Genomic DNA, 25,751 nt, shown 5'->3' on the forward strand with positions numbered 1-25,751 from the left:
CTCCCTGCCCGCGTCTCTCATGCAAAACCCAAATTGACTTTGCCCGGCTCCGGGCGTAAATTCCTCCACCTTGCTTAGGCAACAGGTTCTCGACGCAGCGTTCAGTGCGTCGAGTGAAACGGGAAGTCGGTGCGCTACATGACGCCAGTCAAAGGCAAACCCGACACTGCCCCCGCAACGGTAATTGAGTGAACCCGCAGTACGGGTTCAAAAGCCAGATCACACAGCCACTGTGCATATGCATGGGAAGGCGATCTGGCAGGGGAAACCGCTCATGAGTCCGGAGACCGGCCTGTCGCTACGCAAACGAACCACGGGGTGTGGTTGCGTTGGTGTCGACAGTTTTTCTGTTCCATCGCCAATGATAACTCCGTGGACTGATCTCACTCAGCACGCGTTCGGGGTCGAACGCCGGAGACCTGTCAATGAAAAAACGTCCCTCCGCCAGTTGCCTGGCACTCCTTGTCATTTCCTGTGCCAGCGCTCAGGCCACAGAAACAGCAATTGACGCTGAAACCGGTAAGAATAATCTTCAGGAGGTCGTGGTCACCGCGTCTCTGGCACCGGTTCAGTTGCAGCAGACCGGTAACGCCATTCATGTTATTTCCGCCCGGGATATCGAAACCAGTGGCGCCGCTGTAGTCAGTGACCTGTTGCGCGATGTGCCCGGTGTCGCCATCAACCGAAGCGGCCCGCTCGGTTCCACGACCCAGTTGAGAATGCGTGGTGCCGAAGGCAACCATGTGCTGGTGTTGGTGGATGGCGTAGAAGTGAACGATGGTGGCCAGGCCGACGAATTTAACTGGGCTCATATGTCCACCGCCGGAATCGAGCGGATCGAAGTGGTGCGCGGTGCACAGAGCGCCCTTTGGGGCAGCGATGCGGTGGCGGGGGTGATCAATATTATTACCCGCCAGACGGAGGAGCCCTTTCAGGCACAGGTCTTCTCCGAGGGCGGTAGCCACGGCATCAATCATACCGGCTTTACGCTCGGGGCCAGTGTCGGAACGGCCCACTTCAATCTCAGTGGATCACACCTGTCATCCGACGGCGACAACATTTCCCGTTCCGGCAGTGAAGATGACGGTTATCGCAACAGCACCCTTAATCTTAATGCCGGCTGGCGACCGCTGGACAACCTGGGACTGTCCCTGACGGCCCGCCAGACAGAGGGCGAAAATGAATTTGATGGCATTGATGACCTGATCACCGGTTTGCCGGAGGACGGCGATCTTGAGTCGGATTTCCGTCAGCGTTTTATACGCGCCCAGGCGGATTTGTCCCTGCTGGATGATCGCTGGCAGCATCGGGTCGCTCTGGCGGTCAGCCGCCACAACAATGAAAACTATACCGATGGCGAGAGCACTGGCTCGAACGCCACGCGAAAAAAACAGTACAGCTATATCACCAGTTTCAGTTGGGATGAGCAGGCCCAGCGCCTGTCGCTGCTGCTGGAACGGGAAACCGAGGATTTCCGCCAGCGAGGCCCGATTCTCTTTGGCGACCCGAATCAGAACCAGAGCCGCGAAACCGACAGTGTGGCACTGGAGTACCGGGTGGTGCTGTGGGATGACCTGACCCTGGGTGCCAGTGTGCGTCACGATGACAACAGCGAGTTTCAGAATGCCTACACGCGGCGCTTTGATGCCAGTTACCGCATCCCCGAATCGGCCACGCGTTTGCGTGCCAGCTGGGGCACAGCGGTGAAAAATCCCACCTTTTCAGAGCGCTTTGGCTTCTATACCAACTTTATCGGCAACCCCGATCTGCGTCCGGAAAAATCCACCAGTTGGGACATGGGTGTCGATCAGTCGCTGTTTGATGGCCGCTTGATGCTCGGCCTGACCTATTTTCGTGCCCGCCTGGAAAATGAAATCAACGGGTTTGTCTATGATCCGGTTGCCTTTGCCTTCACCGCAGAAAATGTCGATGGTAACAGCGACCGGCAGGGTGTGGAGCTGACCTTTGATGCCAGCCTGACACAGACCCTGTCCCTCAAGGGCAGTTATACCTACACGGATGCCACCGAACCTAACAGTGGCGGCCGGGATGTGGATGAATTGCGCCGCCCGCGCCATCTCGGTAGCACCACGCTGAACTGGCAGGTGGCCGAGCGCCTCAATATTGTCCTCAATGCCCAGTACAATGGCCACCAGGATGACCAGTATTTCCCGCCTTGGCCGCAGCCTTCGGCGCGTGTTGAGCTGGATGACTATACACTGGTGAATCTGAGTGCCCAGTATCAGGCGAGCAAATCACTGACCGTTTATACCCGGCTGGAAAATCTGTTGGATGAGGATTATGAGGAAGTTTTTGGCTATGAGTCGCTCGGTTTTGGCGCCATGGTCGGTGTTCGCTACAGTTTCAACCAATAAGTCACCGGATCAGGAGGGCAGGTTGTCGTGACCGATTTGAGCAGACCCGGCAAAACCCGGGTGTTGTTGTCTTGGAGCAGCGGCAAGGATTCCGCCTGGACACTTTATCAGTTGCAGCGGGATCCCACCGTGGAGGTTGTCGGGTTGTTGACCACCTACAATCAGGCATTTGCCCGCTCGGCCATCCACGGTGTTCGCTTGACCCTGGTGCGCGCCCAGGCGCAGGCTGCCGGGTTGCCGCTGGTTGAAATTCCTCTGCCGTGGCCGTGCAGCAACGAACAGTATGAGCAGGCCATGCGTGCCGGGCTGGATGAAGCCATGCAGCGATTCGTACCGGATGCGATTGCCTTCGGCGATCTGTTTCTGGAGGACATTCGCGCCTACCGCGAAAGCCGTATGGCGCAGACCGGACTCGACGTGCTGTTTCCAATCTGGGGCACGCCGACGGATCAGTTGGCCCTGACCATGATCAGCGGCGGCCTGCAGGCCGCTGTCACCTGCCTAGATCCCGCCAGGATGCCCCAGTCACTGGCGGGCGCCGCGTTCGATCTGGATTTTCTGGCGAAGTTACCGGCAACGGTTGATCCCTGTGGGGAGAATGGTGAATTCCACAGCTTTGCCTGGAGTGGACCGATGTTCAAATGGCCGATACGGGTTGCCGTGGGTGAAACAGTCATCCGCGAGGGATTTGTTTACACCGACCTGACGGCGGTGGTGGCTTGAGGATTGTCTCGCTGTTGCCCAGCGCCACAGAGATCATCTGTGGCATCGGCCTCCGCGACAGCCTGGTGGGGGTCACCCATGAGTGTGATTATCCACCCGACGTGGTGGGATTGCCCGTGGTGACTGCCTCCAGGATTCCCAAGGGGCTTGCCAGTAGTGAGATTGATACGCTGGTGAGCGACCAGCTGGAAACGGACACGGCGCTGTACAGCCTGAACGAGCCGGTGCTACGGCAGCTTGCCCCTGATTTGATCGTCACGCAGGCCCTTTGCGATGTCTGTGCGGTCTCTGCCGGTGAGGTGAACGACATGGCCTGTCAATTGCCCGGTAATGTCCGGGTGATCAATCTGGAGCCAGCCTGTTTGCGGGATGTTCTGGATACGGTGTTGCTGGTGGGTGAGGCGGCGGGTTGTACCGCGGCGGCCGCTACCTATCACGCCGAGCTCTGCCGCCGGGTCGATCGGGTGGCGGCGCGGACGGCGGCTGTGTCGGCACTGCGTCCCCGGGTGGCCATTCTGGAGTGGCTTGACCCGATCTATGATGGTGGGCACTGGTACCCGGAGCTGATCGAGCTGGCCGGTGGCATTCCCTGTTTTGGCGAACAGCAGCGGCCATCCCGCCGCCGCTCCTGGGAGGAGTTGGTGGCCGCGGTACCGGATGTGGTGGTGGTTTCGCTGTGCGGATTTGACTTGCAGCGCACGGCCCTGGATATTCCCCTGCTGACGGGCAGGTCAGGTTACGGTATGTTGCCTGCGACAGAGTCCGGTCAGGTCTATATGGTAGACGGCAACAGTTATTTCAGCCGACCCGGCCCCCGGCTGGTGGACAGTCTGGAAATACTGGCCAATCTGCTGCACCCCGAAATTCATCCACTGCCGCAGGGTATGATGGGCGCAGTGAAAATTCCGAACACCCCCTGAGGACATGCAATGACAGACAAACACCAGCAGAAGATGCAGAAGCTCAAGGAAAAAGTGGACGCCGGTATAGCGGCCGCAGACCAGGAGCGCGGTGTGATGGTTTTGCTCACAGGTGATGGCAAGGGTAAATCCAGCTCTGCCTTTGGCATGGTGATGCGGGCGTTGGGCTATCACTACAAGGTGGGCGTGGTGCAATTCATCAAGGGCGAGCAACTCTCGGGGGAAGAGCTTTACCTGCAGGAAAAGTGCCCGGAAGTGGACTTCTACCAGATGGGCACCGGTTTTACCTGGAACACCCAGGATCGCCAGGGTGATATGGAGGCCGCCCTTCGCACCTGGCTGGTGGCCAAGCGAATGCTGGCGGATGAAAGTTTCCATCTGGTGGTGCTGGATGAGCTGACCTACATGCTCAGTTTTCAGTATCTCGATGAGGCCGAAGTGCTGGATGCATTGCGCAACCGACCGTTCAGCCAGAGTGTGGTGGTAACCGGCCGCGGTGGCGGGGCCGGGCTGCAGGCGCTGGCGGATACCGTCTCGGAGATACGGGATGTCAAGCACGCCTATCGCGCCGGTATTATGGCGCGACGCGGTGTGGACTTCTGACGGGCCGACCGAGGAGCTGCGCGTTGCATCGTCTTCCCCCGCGGGCCTTTATGGTGGTTGCCCTGGTTTTGCTGGTGCTGGCTGTATTGCTTGGCTTGCTCGTGGGTCCGGTACAGATTGCCCCGGTAAAACTGCTGACGCTCTGGTCTGCTGATCAGGATATGGACGGCCGCGTGCTGGAACTGATCCGTCTGCCACGGGTATTGCTGGCGGCTCTGGTCGGCGCCTGCCTGGCCAGTTGTGGTGCCGTGATGCAGGGTCTGTTTCGCAATCCACTGGCCGATCCCTCCCTGATCGGCGTTTCCAGTGGCGCCTCGGTAGGCGCCAGTTGTGTAATTTTCTTCGGTGGTTTTGGCTTCCTGGGTTCCGGGTTGGGGCTGCCAGCCATTGCGATCGGTGCCTTTCTTGGCGGTATGGCTGCCACAGCCGTCGTTTACCGGCTGGCAACCTCGGTAACCGGCACCTCCGTATCCACCATGTTGCTGGCCGGAATTGCCATTACGGCACTGGCGGGGGCGGTAACCAGCCTGTTCAGTTTTTTCGCCGACAATGAAATGCTGCGTCGCATCAGTCTCTGGCAAATGGGCAACTTGGACAGTGCCAGTTGGCACCGTGTGATGGTGATTGCCGCGGTGGTGATACCGCTGGTATTGGTCCTGCCGCGCGAAGGTCGCGCTCTGAATGCCATGTTGCTGGGAGAATCCGAGGCCCGCCATCTGGGGATTGGCGTCGAGCAGCTGAAACGGCGATTGATCGTACTGACGGCACTCGGGGTTGGTGTGGCGGTGGCGGTGTCGGGTGTGGTCGCTTTTGTGGGGCTGATTGTGCCCCATCTGGTGCGGTTGCTGATCGGGCCCGATCACCGTTACCTGATTCCCGGTTCTGCCCTGTTGGGGGCGGTGTTGCTGTTGCTGGCGGATACCGGGGCCCGGACCCTGATGTCGCCAGCTGAATTGCCCACCGGGGTGATCACGGCCCTGCTGGGGGCACCATTCTTCGTTGCCCTGTTGCTCCGGCAGCGCCGGGATCTGGTGAGTTAGCGCGATGCTGGAAGCACAGGGTCTGTCATTTTCCATCGCCGGGTTTTCGCTGCTGCGGGATATCGATTTACGCGTGGAACCGGGCAAGGTCACGGCCATTATTGGTCCCAATGGGGCCGGTAAAACCAGCCTGTTGCGCCTGCTGACTGGCGAACAGCGGCCCACGGCGGGCAATATTGCGCTGAGTGGCCAGCCACTGGGGGACTGGTCGCCAACACAACTGGCCAGCGTCATGGCCGTGCTACCGCAGAGTTCGAGGCTCGATTTTCCCTTTACCGCCCGGGAGGTGGTGATGATGGGCCGCATTCCCCACGCCACCGGACTGGTCCGCGATACCGCCATTGTCGATGCAGCCCTGGCGGCTGTGGATGGCAGTTATCTGGACAAACGCTTTTATACCCACATGTCCGGCGGTGAAAAACAACGCGTTCAGCTGGCTCGGGTACTGGCCCAGATCTGGGAGCCGGTGGCCGACCATGCCCGGGTGCTGATACTCGACGAGCCCACCTCCTCTTTTGATCTCGCACACCAGCAACTGACCATTGCCAATATGCGCAGCTTTGCCGCCCAGGGGGTTGGCGTACTGGTGGTGATTCACGATCTGAATATGGCAGCTCGCTGTGCCGACCAGTTGCTGGTATTGAGCTGTGGGCGGATTGCCGCCTGCGGTTCGCCGCAACAGGTACTCACAGCCATGACGATCAAGCAGGTCTTCAATGTGGATGTGTCCATCGGTATCAACCCGTTGACGGGCACGCCACTGGTGATTGCCTGAGATGCCACGAACCCTGCTTGCACTGTTGTTGGCACTGTGTGGAGCTGCGGTGTCTGCAGAAATCCGTGTTCAGGATGATATCGGTGAACAGCTTGTGCTCGAGGGCCCGGCCCAACGGGTGATCACCATGGCGCCGCACCTGACCGAGCTGGTGTATGCCGTGGGTGGTGGGGACCAGATGACCGCTACCGTGGCCTGGAGCGATTTCCCCGCAGCGGCAAAAGCCCTGCCGGTGATTGGCTCCAACAATAAAATCAATTATGAGGCCCTGCTGCAATATCAGCCGGATCTGGTGTTGGTATGGCTGAGCGGCAATGGGGAGAGCATGATCAACCGGCTCAAATCCCTGGGACTTAATGTCTATGTCAACAAGCCCCGCCACCTGGACGATATTCCCCGCACTGTGTTGAATATCGGCAAGCTGTTGGGTCGCGAAGAGGCCGCCGAGCCTGTGGTTGGCCAGTTTCGCCGGGCCATGAAAGCACTGGGTGATGAGTACGGTCAGTCGCGCCCGGTGACGGTGTATTACCAGATATGGCAGTCGCCGCTGATGACCTTCGGTGGCAGCCACCTGGTCTCGGATGTGATGGCCCTGTGCGGCGGGCGCAATGCGTTTGCCGATACCGCAGGGCTGGTGCCAAGACTGGGCGTGGAATCAGTTCTGGCAGCCGATCCGGAAGTGATTGTGGTGGGACAGTACACGGAAGCCGAGACAGCGTTTGATTACTGGCGTCAGTGGCCACAGCTGCGCGCTGTAGCGGGGGGGCATATCTACGGTGTGGACCCCTATCTTTTGCACCGCCATACCCCGCGTATCGTCAAGGGTGCCCGGCAATTGTGCGAGGCCATCGACCGCGCCCGGTGACACAACGCCGGACCGCAGCAATATTGCACCCGGAAAAAAGCCGCCCGTGGGCGGCTTTTTTTTGCTGTTTTCCTCGACTGGAAAACCAATAGGAAACTACTCAGATATCGTAACCCCTCTCATCGTGCTGGGAGATATCCAGCCCCTGGGTTTCCTGCTCGTCGTCTACTCTCAGACCAACCATCAGGTTAACCAGTTTCAACAATGCAAAAGTCAGTACGGCAGTATAGACAAGCGTACTGAGTACTCCGATAAACTGGACTTTCAGTTGGGAATCCATCGCCATGCCCTCGGCATAGCCCTGACCGCTGAAGACGCCGAGATCGGCGGAGATGAATATTCCGGCTAGCAAAGTGCCGAGGATCCCGCCGATGCCGTGTACCGGGAAGACGTCGAGTGAGTCGTCAATCCGGAAGCGCAGTTTGAGTGCCTGGGTTGCAAAATAGCAGATGATGCCGGCGCTGAAGCCGATCAGCACTGCACCCCCGGGGCCGACAAAGCCCGATGCCGGGGTGATGGTGCCGAGACCCGCCACCATACCTGTAACGATACCCAGTACCGAAGGCTTGCCGTGTTTAATCCACTCCATCATCATCCAGGCCAGTGAACCGGTGGCGGCGGAGATGTGAGTTACCAGGATGGCCATGCCCGCGTCACCATTGGCGGCCAAGGCCGAACCGCCATTAAAGCCAAACCAGCCAACCCAGAGCATCCCCGCCCCGGTAACCGTCATGGTCAGGTTGTGTGGCATCATCGGCTGTTGCTGGAAGCCACGGCGGCGTCCCAGCACGATCGCCGTCACCAGCGCGGCGACCCCTGCGGTAATATGTACCACCGTGCCACCGGCAAAATCCAGCAGACCCATTTCAGCCAGCCAGCCACCGCCCCACACCCAGTGGGTGATCGGCACATAGACCACCAATAGCCAGAAGCAGCTGAACAGCATGACTGCCGAAAAACGCATACGCTCGGCAAAACCGCCGACAATTAGCGCCGGGGTGATAATGGCGAAAGTCATCTGGAACATGAAGAATACAGTCTCGGGAATATCCCCGGCCAAACTATCCTTCGTTACACCGGCCAGCATCACGTTTTGCAGGTTGCCAATCCAGGCGTTCATTGAACCGCCATCACCGAAAGCCAGGCTATAGCCGCAAATCAACCATATCAGTGAGGCCGCACAGGTAATGGCAAAGCACTGCATTAATACCGACAGCACATTTTTTGCCCTGACCAGCCCCGCGTAAAAAAGCGACAGACCGGGAATTGTCATGAACAGCACCAGCGCAGTGGCGGTCAGAATCCATGCTGTATTTGCACCATTAACGGTCTCTGTGTGACCCATAGTCGGTGCAAGCAAGCCTAATAACAGTGCATACAGGGTGGTGCGGTGTCTTACAGACCTGAACATAATTAATCCCTCACAGTATTGCACTATAAGTGTGCAATATTTTGGCTCATACCGGTGCGAATGCATCAGAATAGAGCGATTTTTTGTTTTTTTAGCCTTTAATAAGGCGTTCAGATAGGGTTTCGCAAATGCTGTGCCAGAAAAGTCGATTTGGCGCTATTATGGTGCTTGAAATTTTTTGGTCTCTGTATAGAGCGGATATCCATATGTTTGCTTGCCGACGACAAGGACTTGATTCAGGATTGATAGAAACCAGAAACTCACAAGAACCGGCGCGGTTCTGTGTCCGGAGGAGTAATGACCATGTCCAATGAAAATGATGACTTGCGTGACCAGCTGACCACGCTGCACAACGAGCTGGAAAAGGCAAAGACGCTGGATCCTGAAGACCGGGATATGCTGGGACATCTAATGTCTGACATGATACGCATTGCCCAAGGGGATCTCGAAAAAGAGCCTCACCATGAATCGCTGCGGGAGCAACTTGAGCGAAAAGCCGGTGAATTTGATCTGGACCACCCCCGCCTGGCAGGCGTCGTGCGTCAACTGCTGGATTCACTCGGGAAAATGGGTATCTAGCTCTGAGGCTCTAGCGGTCCGGGTTGATGGAGTCTATTGGGAAATGGAGAGCAGAGTCTTTAGTCTGATTGTAGTCGGCGCGCTGATTGCCGGCTGTGCCGGCTCCGATACAAATGAAGACAGCGATAACTACATTGGCTGGGTCTGTAGTGGTGCCAGACAAAGTGATGACTGGTCCTGTGATATGCGCGAAATCAGGAACGGTCGGGCGGTTGCCACATCAACAGTGGCGGCAGTAGGGGATGCGACAGTTTCCGATGGACAGGGCATCAGCCCGTCTTCCGAGCGGGACCGGCGGCACAACCTGCAGGTTGTCCATCCTCCCAGTCAGCACTGGCGAAATCAGCTACCGGGGCTTGACAGCACGCCGGTGATCCCCGAGTCGGCGTCTTCGACACTGGCAGAGCGTAACCTGAGGGAGCGGCCGCCCCGTGTCCCCGAGCCGGTGCCCTCAGTCGTGGCAAGAGAGACCTCACCTGCACCAACGCCTAAGTCCATTCCGCTGCCCCAATCCTCTGTCGCAGAACCGGTCGCTTATGCGCTGGGCGACGATATCGGAGGTGACTTGTCCATTGATGCCAAAAAACCGGCGTACACCCTGCAGTTGGCGGCCTTCAAGGATCCCTCCCAGATCCCACTATTTGTTGAGCGACATCACCTCGGTGATCTGGGGATACAGCAGTTTCAGTCCTACAGTGAGAAACAGCACTGGCAACTGCTGGTCTGGGGTACTTTTGAGAGTCCGGCCAAGGCGAGGGAGGCCTGGCGGGCCATCGCCAGACAGTATCCCGGCGTTGAGCCCTGGGTCAGATCAATGAGTTCCCTGGACATGGAATCCAGTCAATCGGTAGCTGCGGATGGTTGACCGGGCCGCCAGATCTCCCTCGGAGAGACTCACGGTATTCTACGAAGGTGCCTGCCCCATCTGCGTAAGAGACCGGCGCACTTATGAAAAGCTGGCCGGCGAGCGAGACGACGTCTGCTGGGTGGATATCACGGGTGCAGAAGCTCGATTGCGGGAGGCGGGTATTGATCCTCGAAAAGCCCTCACCGAGTTGCATGTGCAGGATGGAGAGGGCAATATCTTTTCAGAGATAGATGCTTACCGGTTGCTGATGGCGAGGATTCCGCTATTGAAGCCTCTCGGTTGGCTGATCGGGTTGCCATTGGTGCGCCCGATCCTGAGCAAACTTTATCGCTGGTGGGTTCGCCGCCGGTTGATACGTGACGGGAGGCTTTGATGGCTACCAACAGCGAGGTGATGGTCGGTAACCTGTTTTCGAACATTCCGGTGTTGACACTGGGTGAGCTGTTTGAGGACGTGATTGTTACCGACTTCACTCGCATCCAGCGGATTGTGTCCAGGGGGCAGAGTTCCCCGGAGGGTTTCTGGTATGACCAACCGGAAAATGAACTGGTGGTGATTATTCAGGGGAAAGGTGTGCTGGAGTTCGAAAATGGTGACCGAATGGACATGGAAGTGGGTGATTTTGCCGCCATTCCGGCACACCGCAAACACCGTGTTGCCTGGACCGATCCCGATACCGAAACGATCTGGCTGGCTATATTTTATTAGAGTCTGAGTTAACCGATTAAACGGCTGGTCATCAGCCAGGTAGCCAGCGTTCCCGCCAACAGAAATCCCGCTGCGTAGGCTAGCGCCCCCCGGCGAAAACCTCTGCTCAGGTGGGTCTGTTCCGCACTGCTGACGATAAAGGGCAGGCCGCTGTGTTCCGGCTGGCTCAACAAATGATCGGGTGGTGCGCCTGCCACCGCCGCCTGTTGCTCGCGCGCTTTTCCCAGAGCGGCTTCCCGAACGAGTTGCCATTCTCTCAGGTCAAGTTCTCCATCACGGTTGTGATCAAATTTCGTCAACAATGCCGGAAAATCCGTCTTCCAGTTTCTCAGGATATCACCGGCCAGCTGATCTGCCGACAATGTTCTCTGGCCCGTACTATCCGTCGTGAAATGCCCCAGCGTATAAAGTGGGTCGCCCTCCATAATCAGATATTCTGTGTAGCGATATCGGCTGCCAAATGAAATCACACGATTGAGACTGAAAAAGCCGTTATTGAGCTGCGCGGGTTTTGGGATGCCAATCGGGCGGCGGGTATTGCCATACCAGACCTGGCGGTGTCGGGTGCTGATATCGCCACCAGCCGGATCTACCTGGCAAATACCGGTGGTGTCCTGCAGATAAAAAGGTCGACTCGAGGCGCGCTTCTCAACGGTACTCCAGCGGCTGGATCTGCCGGTACGCTGATATTTCTCGATGGTGTAGCGCCACCAAAGACACAGGGTACTACTCAATGGTGCCAATTGCGGATGGCCCTGTCGGGTGGCCACGCCAATCAGCTCCGTGTAACCCTGACTGGCGGAGCGAATTTTTGAGGTGGGCATGTCTTCCACCAGTCGGGCGCGTTTCAGCAGGCGATAGCTTTTCCACAAACAGAACAACGAAATAGCAACGGCCAGTGTTAACCAGAGGGCAAATTCCCCAGTGGAGAGGTTTGCCACGCATTCGGCACAAAACAGGCTGTTATTGGCCACGCGGTATCAGCCTGGCACCAGCAAGGCATTGCGGGGGATAGTGGGCCGCCACATCACGAATGGAACAGTCCCTTGATGTCCACATCGGCAATCTGGGCTTCGCTGAATCGCAGCAGGTCGTGTGGGCCAAACTTGAAGAAACCGGCTACCAGCCTGTCCGGGAACTGTTCGATGCGGATATTGTTCTGGTTTACTACTTCGTTGTAGAGCTCGCGGCGGTCGGCAATAGCGTTTTCCAGATCTGAGATCCGCAGCTGCAGATGACGGAATGAATCATTGGCCTTCAGTTCCGGATAGTTTTCTGCCAGTGCAAACAGCTGGCCCAGTCCCCTGCGCAGGGCTGTTTCGGCAATACCCAGCGCCTGCATGTCACCATCCTGCGCCGCCGTGGCTACCTGGTTGCGAGCGCTGATGACCTGCTCCAGTGTGGTCTGCTCGTATTGCATGTACTGCTTGCAGGTTTCCACCAACTTCGGCAATTCCTCGAAGCGCTGTTTCAGTAACACATCGATATTTGACCAGGCTTGGGCGACCCGATGCTTCAGGGCTACCAGATTGTTGTAGATGACGATGCCGTAGCCGATGCCCAGTATCAGCAAGCCGAGCACAATAAAACTGAATATACCCATGACATTCACCTGTTTTAAAAGGGTCTGTAGCGGAAGGCTTTGAGAATAGGGGCTTTGGCCATTGGCGGCAACAAAACCTGAGCAAAACATCTGTGATGATTCGCGATGCCGGTAAGCGGGCATCTGAAATTATCGCAGTAGAGGGTTGCAGAGCTGCACACCCGGTATTGGTGTGAAGCCCTGCAAATTGTATGGGGCGGGGTCAGGTTTTCAGGCGCTTGTATTTCAGTCGTCTGGGTTGGGCATCCTGGCCTTTGCGCTTGATAAGATCCTCGTGGTATTCGGTGTAGTCGCCCTCGAAGAACACCACTTCGCTGTCGCCTTCGTAGGCCAGAATATGTGTGGCTACCCGGTCGAGGAACCAGCGATCGTGAGAGATCACCAGCACGCAGCCGGGAAAGTTCTGAATCGCCTCCTCCAGAGCCCGCAGGGTTTCGATATCGAGGTCATTTGAAGGCTCATCGAGCAGCAGCACGTTGGCACCCTGTTTCAGGGTATCCGCCAGATGCAGACGGCCGCGCTCCCCGCCGGACAGTTCGCCGACCCGCTTTTGCTGGTCGCTACCCTTAAAATTGAAGCGGCCCAGATAGGCCCGCGAAGGCACCTGATAATTGCCGATCTGCAGGATGTCCTGCCCGTCGGAAATGGCCTCCCAGACGGTTTTTTTGTCATCCAGGTTTTCCCGGCTCTGTTCCACAAAGGCAAGGTTCACTGTATCGCCCAGTGTGATGGAGCCGCTGTCGGGTTGCTCTGTGCCAGCGATCATCCGGAACAGAGTGGATTTACCGGCACCATTGCCACCGACGATACCCACAATTGCGCCCTTCGGAATACTGAGGGTCAGGTTGTCGATCAGCAGTTGGTCGCCAAAACGCTTGCAGACATTTTCCAGCTCGATGACCTTGTCGCCGAGTCGGGGCCCCGGCGGAATATAGATCTCGTTGGTTTCGTTGCGTGTCTGGAATTCCTGGGAGCTCATCTCCTCGAAGCGGGATAAACGGGCCTTGTTCTTGGCATGGCGGCCTTTCGGGTTCTGTCTCACCCATTCCAACTCATTCTTGATGGTGCGCTGGCGGGCGTCCTCCTGCTTCTGTTCAGTTTCCAGCCGTTTTTCCTTGGCCTCCAGCCAGGTGGTGTAATTGCCTTCGTAGGGAATGCCGTGGCCGCGGTCCAGCTCCAGAATCCAGCCCGCCACATTGTCGAGGAAGTAGCGGTCATGGGTCACAGCCACCACCGTGCCGGAAAATTCCTCGAGAAATTTTTCCAGCCAGAATACCGATTCGGCATCCAAGTGGTTGGTGGGCTCATCCAGCAGTAGCATATCGGGCTTTGACAGCAGCAGGCGACACAGGGCCACCCGGCGTTTTTCACCGCCGGACAGCTTGCTGACATCGGCATCCCAGGGCGGCAGGCGCAGGGCGTCGGCAGCCACTTCCAGAGTGTGGTTCAGATTATGGGCGTCCCAGGTCTCGATAATGTTTTCCAGCTCGCCCTGGCGTTTGGCCAGCTTGTCGAAATCCGCATCCGGTTCGGCATAGGCGGCGTACAGTTCGTCCAGTGCGTTCAGAGCGTCCACCGCTTCCCGTACACCGTCTTCCACGTTGCCGCGCACATCCTTGGCGGGGTCCAGTTGCGGCTCCTGTGGCAGGTAGCCCACCTTGATACCGGGCATCGGGCGCGCTTCCCCCTGAATGTCGGTGTCGAGTCCGGCCATGATTTTCAGCAGGGTGGATTTGCCTGAACCATTAAGGCCGAGTACGCCGATCTTGGCGCCCGGAAAAAAGGACAGGGAGATACCCTTGAGGATCTGGCGTTTGGGCGGAACGACCTTGCCCACCCGGTTCATGGTGTATACATATTGGGCCATGGAATGCTTGCCTGAGTTTTTGTTAAAAGAGTGGTGCCTGTCAGTGCCGATCGGGGTGTTATACCCGGCAGGGACGGAGCCGTTTGTCTCTCCTGTGGAGAATCAGCGAACAGGCCATATCAAGTGCGTGGATTGTAGCGGAAACTGAAACGGGTCAGAAGCACCCCGCCGGGTTCATGCTGGGGCGGCAAATGGCAATACGGTCTGTGAGAGCCACTGTCTGCTGGAGAAAATACTCAATACTCTGTCACCACACGATTGCGCCCAAACTTTTTCCCCCTGTACATTGCGTTGTCCGCAGCCTCAATGGACGCTTCAACGGACCGGGATGGGTCGAGCATGGCCACACCCAGTGACGCTGTTACCTGCAGAATGTGATCGGAGCCGTTGGGCTGGATTCGCTGGGCGGCAACGGCATGACACATCCGCTCGGCCACTTCCCGCGCTTCCTCCGGCGTTGTGCCGGGCATGCAAAGCAGGAACTCCTCTCCTCCATAGCGGTATATCCGGTCGTATGGCCGGAGAATGGCCTGCAGGCATTGCACGGTTGAGATGAGCACCCTGTCGCCGGCGAGATGACCGTGCTTGTCATTGACCTGCTTGAAGTGATCCAAATCCAGCATCGCCAGTGCGCAGTGCTGCCCTCGTCTCTGGCTCAGCGCCTGTTGTTCGCGAAGCCAGGGTAACAGGCTGGCTCTGTTTTGCGCCCCGGTGAGGGGGTCCTGGCTCTGGATAACTTCTGACAGCTCGTGTCGCAACGACTGGATCTCCAGTCGCATTTTGTCCAGGGCATTTTCGAATTGATCCAGCTGACCGGTGGTAACGGGTTTGTTATCCGAGACAAGCTGGAGCAGGGTGCGCGCATAGACGTGCATTTTTTCGTGGGCATCGCCGAGTGAGATAAAGGCAGGATGATCTCGGAGTAGAGCTGTGGAGACGTTTCCATACCACTGCCCAAAGCGACAATGCTGGTGCGCATCCGGCCTCAGGTCGGCCGGTTCCGCCGGCACCCTTGAAATGAGGATGCGCAGCAGGCTTTTGTACCATTGTTCGTGGCTGAAAATCGCCTGATCCAGTTCCGCGATGGCCGACTGCAATTCCTGCGTAGTAAAAGGGGGCATGATGGGACTCGTCCAGTGTTTGATGGTTCAGGCAGCCCGACCAACCTGCGCGGACGGCAATCCGGCGGCCTTCGAAACTGCTGTTGCGGGGCCGCCCCGTCTACTGTAGACCAAGGTGCGCCATGTTTTCCAGTTATTGAAGTCCGGCGATTGCCGGGACATGGCTGGAAAATTTGGATGTTCAGGGACAGAAAATTCAGGGGCAGAGCCATTGGCCATTGCCTGGCCTGCCGGTTTCGACTACAAAGAACATAGAATGCCGGTGCGCGCCGGCTGGCAGGAATAAACCGATGCCTGTAATCGAGCCTGGCGTCGTCGTGCAAACTGTCGAGCGTCAGACGTCAGCAAGGGTCTGGTTACGGTATGAGGCATACCGCCAGTAAATTCAAAGCCGACTACAGGTGAAACCCGCCATGACCATAAAATCAAAAGGCACAGACCGATGAGGGCGTCGATTGACCCTGTGGGGGATGGCGTCCAGCTCAGTGATATTGACCCGGATCGGGCGCTCAGGGACAAGGACGAATACAAACACCTGCTGGGCAAGTTGCAGGAAAAAATGCTGCAAATCCAGCTGGCCTATTATACCCAGGGCCGACGTGCGGTGATTGTGCTTGAGGGGGCAGACTGTGCCGGCAAGGGCGGTATTATCCGTCGACTCACGCAACCACTGGATGTGCGGGGCGTGCAGGTCTGGCCGGTCGGCGCCCCCAGTGAGGAGGAGCTTCGACAGCACTATCTGCAACGCTTCTGGCAGCGACTGCCTTCGTCGGGTTCCATTGCGATCTTCGATCGCTCCTGGTACGGTCGGGTGCTGGTGGAGCGTATCGAGGGCTATTGCAGTAAATCCGCCTGGCAACGAGCCTATGCCGAAATCAATGATTTTGAGCGGATGCTTCACGACGATGGGGTGCCGGTTGTCAAACTGTTGCCGGTGATTAGCAAAACTGAGCAAATGCGACGTTTTGAAGAACGCCTGCGCAATCCACGCAAGCAGTGGAAAATTACCAGCGAAGATATTCGTAACTGGCATCACTGGGATGACTACCAACAGGCATTTCAGGAAATGTTGGATAAAACCTCGACGGATTTCGCCCCCTGGCACCTGATTCCCGGCAATCGAAAATGGTTTGCCCGTGTCGAGGCCCTGAAAGTGGTGACCGAGGTGCTGGCCAGGGGGGTCGACATTTCAGTGCCGTTGTTGGAGCCGGAACTGATGCAGGAAGCGCTGGAAATGTTGCGCCGGGAGTTAAAGGATTCGTAACCATCCGCAATCGGTGCTTTCAGCCTGTTTGCCAGAATCTGATGCCAAAAATATCGAGAGGGGCGAGTAAAGCGATTATTGTCCAGATACGCAAAGGCTGAAAAGAGGCGGTATTTTTCTTGGCAGCCTACGTGCGTTCAGCCAGTAACTTTCCGGCTTTTTGTGGGGAGATGGGTTCTTTGACCAGAATTTCGTTGCCCGACCAGGGCTTGCCATCCATGGAGATGGCTACCAGTACACCCTGAATCGCGGTAATTTTCTTGTCCATGGGTTCCGAAAAGATATAGAACATTTCTTCGGAGTGGTTTAGCCCGCGCAGATGTACATAAATAAACCGGTCTTTTACCCTGATAGCACCTTTATATTTGAAGGGGTTTTCATGATTGAGCTCTTCGATTGTCACGCCGATGGAGCCGTTTAGTTTTCGTGCAATTTTCCACTTGTGGGAAACAAGTTTATCGGCATCTGTGGTGGAATAGCGGTATGAATAGAATTCACCCTTGTAAGCGAGCTGGATGAACGTCTGGTTTTCGATAAATGTCAGGAGTTTGTCGACAGCGTAACTGATCAGGCCACCAATGAGCGCCCCGAGAAGAAGTGTGCTCCAGTCCATGGTTATGTTCTCACGTTGGGAATTCGAACCTGGTTACACAGGCTCGAATAGTCAGCTGGATGATTACTTCCTGATTTTAATTTTGGCGGGTTGCCTTGCCATCGGAATGACCTCCTTTTGTGATATTCCTCGGTCGATTTTGCTGGATGCTGTCAGCGACATCAACGGAAATCTGTTTTTCCATCCTGTTGTCAGGTGTTAGAACCAGTCAGGCTTTCTTAATGATGCTGACAATATATAACAAAATAACAGCGCCAATGGTGGCCATAATAATCGAGCCTAATAAGCCGCCAGTGGTTATACCGAGCAAACCGAACAAAAATCCACCCAGTACGGCACCGATAATTCCCACAATAATGTTGGCTACGACGCCAAATCCACTTCCCTTTACGATGTTGCCAGCAAGCCAACCGGCCAGTGCGCCAACGGCTAAGAAGATGATTAAGCTGATGATATCCATGTTGCCTCCTGTATTAATTTTTAATGAAAAGGTATAGACCAACCACAAAACTGGCAGCACCAGCAATGTAGAGCGTCATGACCTTATCCGTCTCCGATCCTGTAACGGCCTGGGTTATTTCCGAGCCGATGGACTCCGACAGTTGATACCCCCAGAGTGCCAGCCCGGCGCCCACAACCAGAAGGATAAGGCCGATTATTTTTATTGTGCTTGCTGATCCCATTGCCATATTAAATACCTCACTGTTGAATGAAATGTTGGTCGTGAAAACGCTAACGCTTCAGTAACCGGCACGGAACAGTTGCTGCTTTTTAGTGCCCGGTGCCGAACACACAAAGTCATACTGGTTATAGTTCAGTTTGATCATCGGTAGAGCCCTGAGCTTTTGAACGTTGCCCGAATACACGAACGATGACATAGGCAATTAAGGCGAATACAAAAAATATGAGCAGCATCCATGCAATGGATTGCAATGACTCGATAATGGTTCGGTAGATCTCCAGCACCCAGCGATCAGAGGTCAACGCAGGTGGGGTGAAATGTTCCGTTGGCTCTCGCAGGAAGTTCTCAAGGTAGTGAATGCGAACACCGCCGGAGATACCTACCACATAGACGGCAAATTTCAGATAGGTAGTCCAGGCATAGGCGATATCGTTGGCAACTATTCGCTCAAGTATCCCTTTGATAGGCCTTGCAAATAATTTTGAAACGACGAAACACACAACCAGTGAAACCGCAAATGTGATGCCCAATAACGATAAAAACATTTTACTCTCCCCTAGCGCTATAGGCTGTCAATGCCAAGTCAGGCTGCAACCTCGCCCTGACAGTATAGTGGTTGGAGGTCGCGATCCAGTGTTGGTATCAATAATTATAGATAGACAGCCAATGGCCGGTATTTTTTGCCGGAAGAGAATTCACAGTTCGCATCACCATTTGGGGCAGGGTGTCGGTCAGCTTTGGGTCGGTTATACCTGGCCCCGTACCGGTTTATCGAATCCCAGATTGCCGAGTTCGATGCCCCGGCGGAAGTCGCGCATATGTTTTTCCATCCACTCTTCTGCTTTTTCCTGATCACCCGCGCAGATGGCATCGTAGACATGTTGATGGGCTACCAGGATACGTTCACCCGGTGACAGGGCGCGAATCACGGCACCCCAGGCGGGGTAGAACAGTTCGTTGAGGGGTGCGCGGGCCAGCAGCAGGGCGCTGTTGTGGGTGGCTTCGGCCACCAGGTTGTGAAATTCGATTTCCACTTCCAGCAGGACGTCGTGGTCGTCCATCACCTGTGCGGTGCGCGCCAGGTTGTCCGCCAGCAACTGTTTTTCTTCTTGGGTGGCAGACAGGCACGCCAGTTTGCCCGCCAGGGGTTCCAGCCCCATGGCCACCTGCCACAGTTCTTCGAAGGTCACCCGATGCATCAGCATGGCGGCGCTGACGGAGCGACCGATGGCCTCGGTACCGGGTCTCGTCACTACCAGCCGCTTGCGGTCTGCGCGCCCCAGAATGCCGACGTGCTCCAGCAGTCGGATCGCTTCCCTCACGGTGGAGCGGGTGACGCCGAATTGTTCGGCCAGATCGGTTTCGGTGGGGAGCAGTTCTCCCGCCTCAATATCGCCGGAAATAATGGCGTGGCGGATTTTCTCACTGACCAGTCGGTAGGCAGGTTGATGTGCCAGGGGGCCAAAGTTGACGGGTTGAGCCATGATGAATGATCCGTTGCCGACGGTCTGTTAATAGTGGCAGAAGGATAGCAGAATTTTCTAAATTGACATATTGTCGGACAATATGTCAGCATCGATTCATTCGGCTGATGTTTGGTACTGAATACCTATGATTAAAAGGCTGTGAACCTGACGGGCAGAGGGTGCTACCCCGGTTCTGCGTATCCGGTCTTGTAAAGGAGGTGACTGTGACAGAAGCAATGTGTGATAACCCTGCGCGCCCGGAGGTCGAGACCACGCCGCTGCGGATTGTGACGGCCACTTCGCTGTTTGATGGTCACGATGCCGCCATCAATGTGATGCGCCGGTTGATTCAGGGCGGCGGTGTCGAGGTGGTGCATCTCGGCCATAATCGCAGTGTCGACGAGGTGGTGCGGGCGGCGATTCAGGAGGATGCCGACGCCATTGCCATCAGCTCCTATCAGGGCGGCCACATGGAGTATTTCCGTTACATACTGGAATTGTTGCGCGACAATAATGCCTCACACATTCAGGTGTTTGGTGGGGGTGGCGGCACTATAACGCAAGACGAGATTGCCCAGCTCGAAGCTGAAGGTGTTAACCGTATCTATCACCCTGCTGACGGGATGAAGCTGGGCCTGACCGGCATGATTGATGATCTGGTGGCCCGAGCCCATCAGGCTCGCCGTCGTCCCTCCTCTTACCCCAAACAACCATCGCTGGATGATGATGTTGCGGTGGCGCAGATGATCTCTGCTATCGAAGAGGACGCCATTGCCCCCCCTGAATTGGCGCGACTGAAGAAGACCTGGCAACTGGCCGCCGGCAAAACCCCGGTGGTGGGTGTCACGGGTACCGGTGGTGCGGGTAAAAGCAGTACCGTGGATGAGCTGCTGAGCCGTTTTCTGTTGCAGCGCCCCGGCATGCGCATCGCCGTGCTGGCGGTGGATCCGACCCGCCGCCGCACCGGGGGTGCACTGCTCGGCGATCGTATTCGGATGAACAGCCTGTCCTCACCACAGATTTATATGCGCTCCATGGCGACCCGTCGCCAGCACCTGGCCACCAGTGAGATGCTCGGCGATGTCACCCTGTTCCTGAAATCCCTCGGCTACGATCTGGTGCTGGTGGAGACCGCCGGTATCGGCCAGAGTGATTCCGAGATTGTCGATCTGGTGGATTTCTCTCTCTATATCATGACCAGCGACTACGGCGCGGCGAGCCAGCTGGAAAAGATCGACATGATCGATTACGCCGACATGGTGATTCTCAACAAGTACGACAAGCGCGGTGCTGAGGATGCCTTGCGGGATATTCGCAAACAGTGGCAGCGCAATCACAATGCCTTTGCCGTGACTGCGGAGCAGATTCCGGTATACCCGACCATTGCCAGCCAGTTCAACGACCCCGGTCTGAACAGTGCCTTTTATCACCTGTGTCGCCTGCTGGTGGAAAAGAAGGCCCTGGATGAAAATCTCTGGGTGCCGCCCGCCGTTGATGGCGATATTGCATCGCGGTCCGTGGCGCTGATCCCTGGCAGTCGGGTGCGCTACCTGGCGGAAATCAGTGAGAGTGGCCGCCAGATCAAGGTGGACAATAACCACCAGGCAGAGCTTGCGGCCAGTGCGTTTCAGCATTATCAGGTATTGGCATCCCTGGGCGATCCGCTGTTACCTGAGCCGCTGGGGCTCTACTCGGCGGCGGCCATTAGTGACGGCGAGGCGGACAAGACGCTGTGTGCCCTGCGACGGGGTTATCAGGATGCCATCGGTGAGCTGAATGGCGAGTCGATCCGGCTGTTGCAGGAATGGCCCGCTCGCAAGAGCGGCGTGGAAGACGAACACTATTGTTATCAGGTGCGCGGCCGGGATATCAGTGGCGACAACTATGTGGAATCCCTCAGCCATCTGAAGATTCCCAAAATTGCAGCGCCCCAGTACAAAAATTGGGGCGAACTGCTGGCCTTTCTGTTGTCAGAAAACCTGCCCGGCAGCTATCCCTATACGGCGGGGGTGTTTCCCTATCGTCGCGCCGGGGAGGACCCCACCCGGATGTTTGCCGGTGAGGGCACCCCGGAGCGCACCAACCGGCGTTTTCACTACCTGTCCCGTGGACAATCCGCCACCCGACTGTCCACTGCCTTTGATTCCGTAACACTCTATGGTGCCGATCCGGATCCCCGCCCGGATATCTGGGGCAAGGTGGGCAATTCCGGTGTGTCGGTGGCGACCCTGGACGACATGAAAAAACTCTATTCCGGTTTTGATCTCTGTTCGCCCTCCACTTCGGTGTCCATGACCATCAACGGCCCGGCACCGATCATTCTGGCGTTCTTCATGAATACCGCCATCGATCAGCAGGTGGAAAAATACCTGAAAGACAACAATCTCTGGGATGAGGCGCAGCAGACAATCGATGCCTGGTTTGGCGATGAACCGCGTCCACAGTATGCGGGTCAATTGCCGGAGGGTCACGATGGCCTGGGGTTGGCACTGTTGGGCATTACCGGCGATCAACTGGTGGATACCGAGACTTACGAGCGTATCCGTACCGAAACCCTGGCGTCAGTGCGCGGCACCGTGCAGGCTGATATTCTCAAGGAGGATCAGGCCCAGAATACCTGTATTTTTTCCACCAGTTTTGCCCTGACCATGATGGGCGACATGCAGGCTTTTTTCATCGAACACAATGTTCGCAATTATTACAGCGTGTCGGTGAGTGGGTATCACATTGCCGAGGCGGGGGCCAACCCGATCTCCCAGTTGGCGTTTACCCTGTCCAACGGATTTACCCTGGTGGAGTACTACCTGTCCCGGGGTATGAAGGTGGATGACTTTGTGCCGAATTTCAGCTTCTTCTTTTCCAACGGTATGGACCCGGAATACACGGTGATGGGCCGGGTGGCGCGGCGCATCTGGGCGCGAGCCATGAAGGCCCGTTACGGTGCCAGCCCGCGCAGCCAGATGTTGAAGTATCACATCCAGACGTCAGGTCGCAGCCTGCACGCCCAGGAAATGAGTTTCAACGATATTCGCACCACGTTGCAGGCGCTTTACGCGATTTTCGACAACACCAACAGCCTGCACACCAACGCCTACGACGAGGCCATCACCACGCCCACCACCGAATCCGTGCGCCGAGCGGTGGCGATTCAATTGATCATCAACCGGGAGTTTGGCCTTAATATCTGCGAAAACCCCTGGCAGGGCTCATTTATTATTGATCAGCTGACAGATCTGGTCGAGGAGGCTGTCTACAGCGAATTTGAAAAAATCTCCGAGCGCGGTGGCGTATTGGGTGCCATGGATACTATGTACCAGCGCGGCAAGATTCAGGAAGAGAGCCTTTATTATGAACACCGCAAACACGACGGCTCTCTGCCGTTGATTGGGGTCAATACCTATTTGCCGGAAGCCGGTACAGAGGAAACCATTGAGGGCCGCGAACTGGCCCGCTCCGACGATGCCGAAAAGCAGCAGCAGGTGGATAATCTGAAGGCCTACCAGACACTGCACAGCGGACAATCCCCAGCCGCTCTGGGGAAGTTGCAGCGGGTAGTTCTGCAGCGGGAGAACTCCTTCAGCTGTCTGATGGAGACCGCCAAATGCTGCTCACTCGGACAAATGAGCATGGCCCTGTATCGTGTTGGCGGGTTGTATCGGCGAAATATGTGAGGGTGGTGACCTGATCTCGCAGAATTGCGACCAATGAAATGTCACTATGGTTATTCCCAAAAAGTCACTTATTTGATCTTTAACCCCGCAATGGGCCAAACTGATCCCATCAATGCTGTTGGTGCCGTGGGTATGTATTGCCGAAGCGGGCCTGTGGCTTCAATGCCTACCAGGACAGGAGGCTGTTGTTTGGCTCGCACACCACGGAGGAGGATCGCGGTATTTCCCCGACAGAGGGGATGGATGTCAAAATTCATGCCGGGTGTTTCGGGGTATAATCTCTTCGCCAAGTGGTGAGTCAATTGCCTTTTTCGGAAGGGACGCAGCAGCATGCTTATTTTGGATTTCAGGGGTGCAGGTCCAGCAGGAAGACAAGGCTACCAATCGTTTGGCATTCAGTACGCACTGGCGGCTGGTATATCTTCGGTATGGAGCCCCACGCTGCCCGATTTGCTGAAGTATCAGGAATAACTGGATTTTTATGTCTGAGGTTTATCCGGAAACAGACTCTGTCAGCCCAGCTGAGCTGACAGACGTGATCGAAAACTCCCTGGAGCAGGCGGTTGGCCGGTTGGAGTGCAGTCGGGATGTTGACAAACTTGCGGCGACGTCTGAAGTGTTGGAGCTCTGTCGTCGATTGATGGTGCAGCCGGGAGGCATTGAGCGACTCTATTTCTGGGCCCCCAGGCTCGATTGCGCCGGGGTATTTTGGGGCTCCGACTGGCAAGACCCTAAAACGTTGCTGGCCAGTCTGGTGGCTAATACTCTTGAGCTGGGTGACCAACAGACGATTATGATTGAATGTCTCAGTCAGTTGCGGGCGCTATCAGTGGCGAATGGCAGCTATGTCCGGGCCGGGTTTTCAGCAGAGCAGGCGCACCATTTTCTTTCTCAGGTACTGGCACATAACCTGAGCAAAGTGTTTTCTGCCGGTGTGTCTGAGGCAGAGAGGCAGAGCGAGCCCGGTATGACGCAGATAGTTAATACGCTGCTGCGTTTTCTGGTGGAGCACGTTGGCTACGAGAATATTCTGGGTAATCTGACCGATGAAATCTGGCGCGTTCTCGGCCAGCGGCCGATCCAGGTCAGTCATGTCAAGGCCATGATCACCCAGATCGCGATTACACTGGCCAATGGCGATTACAGTCTCGGCGATGCCCGCCTTGGGGCAGACCGGCTGATTTCGGCATTGTACGGCCCCACCAAGACCAGCCTGGGCGATTTTGGAATACCCCACTATCGGGAATATCTTGCCGCCATGGATTTCAATGCCCTGCAACAGGAAGCCCGCGGGTTTGCCCGGGCCATGCATGATGTGGGGCTGGTCTCCGATTACCATGCGGCGTTTTTGCGCTGGCTGCTGGAAAATGAACGGGTTGAGTTGATTCCCGATGCGCTGGGTCTGAGCAATACCGGGCTGGATTCACTGCAATGTTACAGCAAGCTGGTCTATCAGCTGATTGAAGAAGCCATCTACCCTGAAACCGCCCAGGCGGTTTACGGACTGGCCATGTTGCTGGAGCGCGGCGTCCTCTTCATTCCGCCGATTGGCCCCGGTCTTTGGCGGCAGATATCGCTCGATCTTTCCGAGAATGCCAACGCTGCGATCAGTGCGGCCTTTGGTCACGCGCTGCCGGCACGCGTCTTCTTGCTGGCCGGGACCATTTCTGTACTCGGGCAGCCCCTGGGGCTCGGGCAGGGCAACAATCCCACCTGCCAGTCGGTGCGTGCGATTTCCATGTGGTCATTCAATGCCCCCGACTACCTGCTGCATCTGATTGATCAGGTTGGCCATTTTGATGGCATGTTGATGCACTTTGAGGGCGCGCCCATCAATTCCGCAGTGTTGCCAGTGGACCTGACGCGAGCGGTGCCAATTGACAGCGACCCGGTTTCCAATTTGCTGGTGCCACATCTTGATCGTATTTATCTCCAGATGGGGCGCCTCTGCGCCGACCGCGGTGAGGATCCGCACCGTTGGATCAATCCGGAGTTTCACGGCTGGTGGGTGGGTCGTGGTTTTAATATTGCTGTCGACGTGGCCACCGGTAAGCTGCACGACTACGATGGTTTTCTGCGCAATTTCTTTGCCTGTTATCATCCGCTCAACAATGGCAACCAGTTAGTGATTCACCCCCAGCCGGCAGGTTTGGCAGTGACCGACAGCTCAGCGAGGTTTGTGGGCTGGCATGCCATTACCATTCTGCGTGTGGCGCTCGATCAGTCGGGAGAAATGCGGGTTTATTTCTATAACCCGAACAATGACAGTGGGCAAAACTGGGGCAATGGCATCAAGGTTTCAACTCAGGACAATGGGGAGCGCTATGGTGAGTCTTCGCTACCCTTCAATCAGCTGGCCTCCCGGCTGTATATTTTTCACGATGATCCACTCACATCCAATGCTGTCTGGGGTGTGGCAGAGGAAGAATTGCAAAATGTCAAAGAAATGGCTTTTTCAAGCTGGGCTTCTGACCGCATAACTTGATGGTTAAGGGCTGGCCGCTGGGTAAGGTGATATCTTACCGGTGAGTCAATAGCGTCCAACGCATTGCATTTAGCTTGGGATTCGCTGGTGGATTTGTGTACAATTCACGCTC

24 protein-coding genes and 1 riboswitch are annotated in these 25,751 nt (G+C 56.4%); of the genes, 14 read left to right on the forward strand and 10 right to left on the reverse strand.

Going from position 1 to position 25,751, the window contains the following annotated elements; all coding sequences use genetic code 11:
- Positions 1–66: 66 nt before the first annotated feature.
- A riboswitch (cobalamin riboswitch) is annotated at positions 67–311 on the forward strand.
- A 114-nt stretch (positions 312–425) separates the two neighbouring features.
- From AACZ64_RS08010 to AACZ64_RS08040, 7 genes are read left to right on the forward strand one after another with little or no spacing between them, the layout of a single operon-like run.
- A complete protein-coding gene (locus tag AACZ64_RS08010) occupies positions 426–2,375 on the forward strand; it encodes a TonB-dependent receptor (RefSeq protein WP_293615088.1) in 1,950 nt (649 codons plus the stop codon).
- 27 nt (positions 2,376–2,402) lie between these two features.
- On the forward strand, positions 2,403–3,098 hold the full coding sequence (locus AACZ64_RS08015; protein WP_293615089.1) for an adenine nucleotide alpha hydrolase: 696 nt from the start codon (positions 2,403–2,405) through the stop codon (positions 3,096–3,098).
- Positions 3,099–3,112: 14 nt separating this feature from the next.
- Positions 3,113–4,018, forward strand: a complete 906-nt coding sequence (locus AACZ64_RS08020; protein WP_339639862.1) for an ABC transporter substrate-binding protein — start codon at positions 3,113–3,115, stop codon at positions 4,016–4,018.
- Positions 4,019–4,027: 9 nt separating this feature from the next.
- Positions 4,028–4,621: a cob(I)yrinic acid a,c-diamide adenosyltransferase gene (gene cobO / locus AACZ64_RS08025; protein ID WP_293615092.1), complete on the forward strand. Its 594-nt coding sequence runs from the start codon at positions 4,028–4,030 to the stop codon at positions 4,619–4,621.
- Positions 4,622–4,671: 50 nt separating this feature from the next.
- A complete protein-coding gene (locus tag AACZ64_RS08030; RefSeq protein ID WP_293615159.1) occupies positions 4,672–5,661 on the forward strand; it encodes an iron chelate uptake ABC transporter family permease subunit in 990 nt (329 codons plus the stop codon).
- Between the two features lie 4 nt (positions 5,662–5,665).
- A complete protein-coding gene (locus AACZ64_RS08035; RefSeq protein WP_293615093.1) occupies positions 5,666–6,436 on the forward strand; it encodes a heme ABC transporter ATP-binding protein in 771 nt (256 codons plus the stop codon).
- 1 nt (position 6,437) lies between these two features.
- Positions 6,438–7,301, forward strand: a complete 864-nt coding sequence (locus AACZ64_RS08040; protein ID WP_293615095.1) for a cobalamin-binding protein — start codon at positions 6,438–6,440, stop codon at positions 7,299–7,301.
- Between the two features lie 100 nt (positions 7,302–7,401).
- Here AACZ64_RS08040 and AACZ64_RS08045 read toward each other — a convergent pair whose 3' ends face one another.
- On the reverse strand, positions 7,402–8,646 hold the full coding sequence (locus AACZ64_RS08045) for an ammonium transporter (RefSeq protein WP_293615160.1): 1,245 nt from the start codon (positions 8,644–8,646) through the stop codon (positions 7,402–7,404).
- 369 nt (positions 8,647–9,015) lie between these two features.
- On the opposite strand from AACZ64_RS08045, the gene AACZ64_RS08050 reads away from it, so the two are divergent.
- The 4 genes from AACZ64_RS08050 to AACZ64_RS08065 are packed head-to-tail and all read left to right on the forward strand — an operon-like array spanning position 9,016 to position 10,867.
- A complete protein-coding gene (locus AACZ64_RS08050; RefSeq protein WP_293615096.1) occupies positions 9,016–9,291 on the forward strand; it encodes a DUF4404 family protein in 276 nt (91 codons plus the stop codon).
- Positions 9,292–9,334: 43 nt separating this feature from the next.
- Entirely contained in the window at positions 9,335–10,156 is an 822-nt protein-coding gene (locus AACZ64_RS08055; protein WP_293615097.1) for a hypothetical protein, read from the forward strand.
- The gene (locus AACZ64_RS08060; RefSeq protein WP_293615099.1) at positions 10,149–10,532 is read left to right on the forward strand and encodes a DUF393 domain-containing protein; all 384 of its coding nucleotides are present in this window, start codon (positions 10,149–10,151) and stop codon (positions 10,530–10,532) included. Before AACZ64_RS08055 ends, AACZ64_RS08060 begins: the two co-directional genes overlap by 8 nt.
- The gene (locus AACZ64_RS08065) at positions 10,532–10,867 is read left to right on the forward strand and encodes a cupin domain-containing protein (protein WP_293615100.1); all 336 of its coding nucleotides are present in this window, start codon (positions 10,532–10,534) and stop codon (positions 10,865–10,867) included. Before AACZ64_RS08060 ends, AACZ64_RS08065 begins: the two co-directional genes overlap by 1 nt.
- An 8-nt stretch (positions 10,868–10,875) precedes the next feature.
- On the opposite strand, the gene AACZ64_RS08070 is transcribed toward AACZ64_RS08065, so the two are convergent.
- The 4 genes from AACZ64_RS08070 to AACZ64_RS08085 form a co-directional block, all read right to left on the reverse strand.
- Complete coding sequence (locus AACZ64_RS08070) at positions 10,876–11,841, reverse strand: GIDE domain-containing protein (RefSeq protein WP_339639863.1); 966 nt, start codon at positions 11,839–11,841, stop codon at positions 10,876–10,878.
- Positions 11,842–11,894: 53 nt separating this feature from the next.
- Positions 11,895–12,470, reverse strand: coding sequence for a LemA family protein (locus tag AACZ64_RS08075; protein ID WP_293615103.1), 576 nt, complete (start codon positions 12,468–12,470; stop codon positions 11,895–11,897).
- A 202-nt stretch (positions 12,471–12,672) separates the two neighbouring features.
- Positions 12,673–14,337 carry an energy-dependent translational throttle protein EttA gene (gene ettA / locus AACZ64_RS08080; protein ID WP_339639864.1) on the reverse strand — a complete coding sequence of 555 codons (1,665 nt, stop codon included), beginning with the start codon at positions 14,335–14,337 and terminating at the stop codon, positions 12,673–12,675.
- A 236-nt stretch (positions 14,338–14,573) separates the two neighbouring features.
- The gene (locus AACZ64_RS08085) at positions 14,574–15,458 is read right to left on the reverse strand and encodes a diguanylate cyclase (protein ID WP_293615105.1); all 885 of its coding nucleotides are present in this window, start codon (positions 15,456–15,458) and stop codon (positions 14,574–14,576) included.
- Positions 15,459–15,900: 442 nt separating this feature from the next.
- Between AACZ64_RS08085 and AACZ64_RS08090 the strand changes: the two genes are divergently transcribed.
- Complete coding sequence (locus tag AACZ64_RS08090) at positions 15,901–16,722, forward strand: polyphosphate kinase (RefSeq protein ID WP_293615106.1); 822 nt, start codon at positions 15,901–15,903, stop codon at positions 16,720–16,722.
- Between the two features lie 127 nt (positions 16,723–16,849).
- Here AACZ64_RS08090 and AACZ64_RS08095 read toward each other — a convergent pair whose 3' ends face one another.
- The 5 genes from AACZ64_RS08095 to AACZ64_RS08115 form a co-directional block, all read right to left on the reverse strand.
- Positions 16,850–17,335, reverse strand: coding sequence for a hypothetical protein (locus AACZ64_RS08095; protein WP_339639865.1), 486 nt, complete (start codon positions 17,333–17,335; stop codon positions 16,850–16,852).
- A 208-nt stretch (positions 17,336–17,543) separates the two neighbouring features.
- A complete protein-coding gene (locus AACZ64_RS08100; protein ID WP_036859178.1) occupies positions 17,544–17,795 on the reverse strand; it encodes a GlsB/YeaQ/YmgE family stress response membrane protein in 252 nt (83 codons plus the stop codon).
- 13 nt (positions 17,796–17,808) lie between these two features.
- Positions 17,809–18,024 carry a DUF3185 family protein gene (locus tag AACZ64_RS08105; protein WP_051921190.1) on the reverse strand — a complete coding sequence of 72 codons (216 nt, stop codon included), beginning with the start codon at positions 18,022–18,024 and terminating at the stop codon, positions 17,809–17,811.
- A 118-nt stretch (positions 18,025–18,142) separates the two neighbouring features.
- Complete coding sequence (locus AACZ64_RS08110; RefSeq protein ID WP_339639866.1) at positions 18,143–18,562, reverse strand: hypothetical protein; 420 nt, start codon at positions 18,560–18,562, stop codon at positions 18,143–18,145.
- A 201-nt stretch (positions 18,563–18,763) separates the two neighbouring features.
- Entirely contained in the window at positions 18,764–19,501 is a 738-nt protein-coding gene (locus AACZ64_RS08115) for an FCD domain-containing protein (protein WP_339639867.1), read from the reverse strand.
- 206 nt (positions 19,502–19,707) lie between these two features.
- On the opposite strand from AACZ64_RS08115, the gene AACZ64_RS08120 reads away from it, so the two are divergent.
- Together AACZ64_RS08120 and AACZ64_RS08125 are read left to right on the forward strand one after the other, a co-directional pair.
- Positions 19,708–23,154 (forward strand): methylmalonyl-CoA mutase family protein, encoded by a 3,447-nt coding sequence (locus AACZ64_RS08120; protein WP_339639868.1) that lies wholly within the window; start codon positions 19,708–19,710, stop codon positions 23,152–23,154.
- A gap of 481 nt (positions 23,155–23,635) precedes the next feature.
- Positions 23,636–25,639 carry a hypothetical protein gene (locus AACZ64_RS08125; RefSeq protein WP_293615108.1) on the forward strand — a complete coding sequence of 668 codons (2,004 nt, stop codon included), beginning with the start codon at positions 23,636–23,638 and terminating at the stop codon, positions 25,637–25,639.
- Positions 25,640–25,751: the final 112 nt, after the last annotated feature.

It is taken from the genome of uncultured Porticoccus sp. (assembly GCF_963975625.1).
In the GTDB taxonomy this organism is placed as follows: Bacteria; Pseudomonadota; Gammaproteobacteria; order Pseudomonadales; family Porticoccaceae; genus Porticoccus.

What these genes read in the sequence shown, in the direction of transcription:
- AACZ64_RS08010 (WP_293615088.1), top strand. Translation starts at nt 426, where the DNA reads ATGAAAAAACGTCCCTCCGCCAGTTGCCTGGCACTCCTTGTCATTTCC.
- cobO (WP_293615092.1), top strand. Translation starts at nt 4,028, where the DNA reads ATGACAGACAAACACCAGCAGAAGATGCAGAAGCTCAAGGAAAAAGTG.
- AACZ64_RS08030 (WP_293615159.1), top strand. Translation starts at nt 4,672, where the DNA reads ATGGTGGTTGCCCTGGTTTTGCTGGTGCTGGCTGTATTGCTTGGCTTG.
- AACZ64_RS08035 (WP_293615093.1), top strand. Translation starts at nt 5,666, where the DNA reads ATGCTGGAAGCACAGGGTCTGTCATTTTCCATCGCCGGGTTTTCGCTG.
- AACZ64_RS08040 (WP_293615095.1), top strand. Translation starts at nt 6,438, where the DNA reads ATGCCACGAACCCTGCTTGCACTGTTGTTGGCACTGTGTGGAGCTGCG.
- AACZ64_RS08045 (WP_293615160.1), bottom strand. Translation starts at nt 8,646, where the DNA reads ATGGGTCACACAGAGACCGTTAATGGTGCAAATACAGCATGGATTCTG.
- AACZ64_RS08050 (WP_293615096.1), top strand. Translation starts at nt 9,016, where the DNA reads ATGTCCAATGAAAATGATGACTTGCGTGACCAGCTGACCACGCTGCAC.
- AACZ64_RS08055 (WP_293615097.1), top strand. Translation starts at nt 9,335, where the DNA reads ATGGAGAGCAGAGTCTTTAGTCTGATTGTAGTCGGCGCGCTGATTGCC.
- AACZ64_RS08060 (WP_293615099.1), top strand. Translation starts at nt 10,149, where the DNA reads ATGGTTGACCGGGCCGCCAGATCTCCCTCGGAGAGACTCACGGTATTC.
- AACZ64_RS08065 (WP_293615100.1), top strand. Translation starts at nt 10,532, where the DNA reads ATGGCTACCAACAGCGAGGTGATGGTCGGTAACCTGTTTTCGAACATT.
- AACZ64_RS08075 (WP_293615103.1), bottom strand. Translation starts at nt 12,470, where the DNA reads ATGGGTATATTCAGTTTTATTGTGCTCGGCTTGCTGATACTGGGCATC.
- ettA (WP_339639864.1), bottom strand. Translation starts at nt 14,337, where the DNA reads ATGGCCCAATATGTATACACCATGAACCGGGTGGGCAAGGTCGTTCCG.
- AACZ64_RS08085 (WP_293615105.1), bottom strand. Translation starts at nt 15,458, where the DNA reads ATGCCCCCTTTTACTACGCAGGAATTGCAGTCGGCCATCGCGGAACTG.
- AACZ64_RS08090 (WP_293615106.1), top strand. Translation starts at nt 15,901, where the DNA reads ATGAGGGCGTCGATTGACCCTGTGGGGGATGGCGTCCAGCTCAGTGAT.
- AACZ64_RS08095 (WP_339639865.1), bottom strand. Translation starts at nt 17,335, where the DNA reads ATGGACTGGAGCACACTTCTTCTCGGGGCGCTCATTGGTGGCCTGATC.
- AACZ64_RS08100 (WP_036859178.1), bottom strand. Translation starts at nt 17,795, where the DNA reads ATGGATATCATCAGCTTAATCATCTTCTTAGCCGTTGGCGCACTGGCC.
- AACZ64_RS08105 (WP_051921190.1), bottom strand. Translation starts at nt 18,024, where the DNA reads ATGGCAATGGGATCAGCAAGCACAATAAAAATAATCGGCCTTATCCTT.
- AACZ64_RS08110 (WP_339639866.1), bottom strand. Translation starts at nt 18,562, where the DNA reads ATGTTTTTATCGTTATTGGGCATCACATTTGCGGTTTCACTGGTTGTG.
- AACZ64_RS08115 (WP_339639867.1), bottom strand. Translation starts at nt 19,501, where the DNA reads ATGGCTCAACCCGTCAACTTTGGCCCCCTGGCACATCAACCTGCCTAC.
- AACZ64_RS08125 (WP_293615108.1), top strand. Translation starts at nt 23,636, where the DNA reads ATGTCTGAGGTTTATCCGGAAACAGACTCTGTCAGCCCAGCTGAGCTG.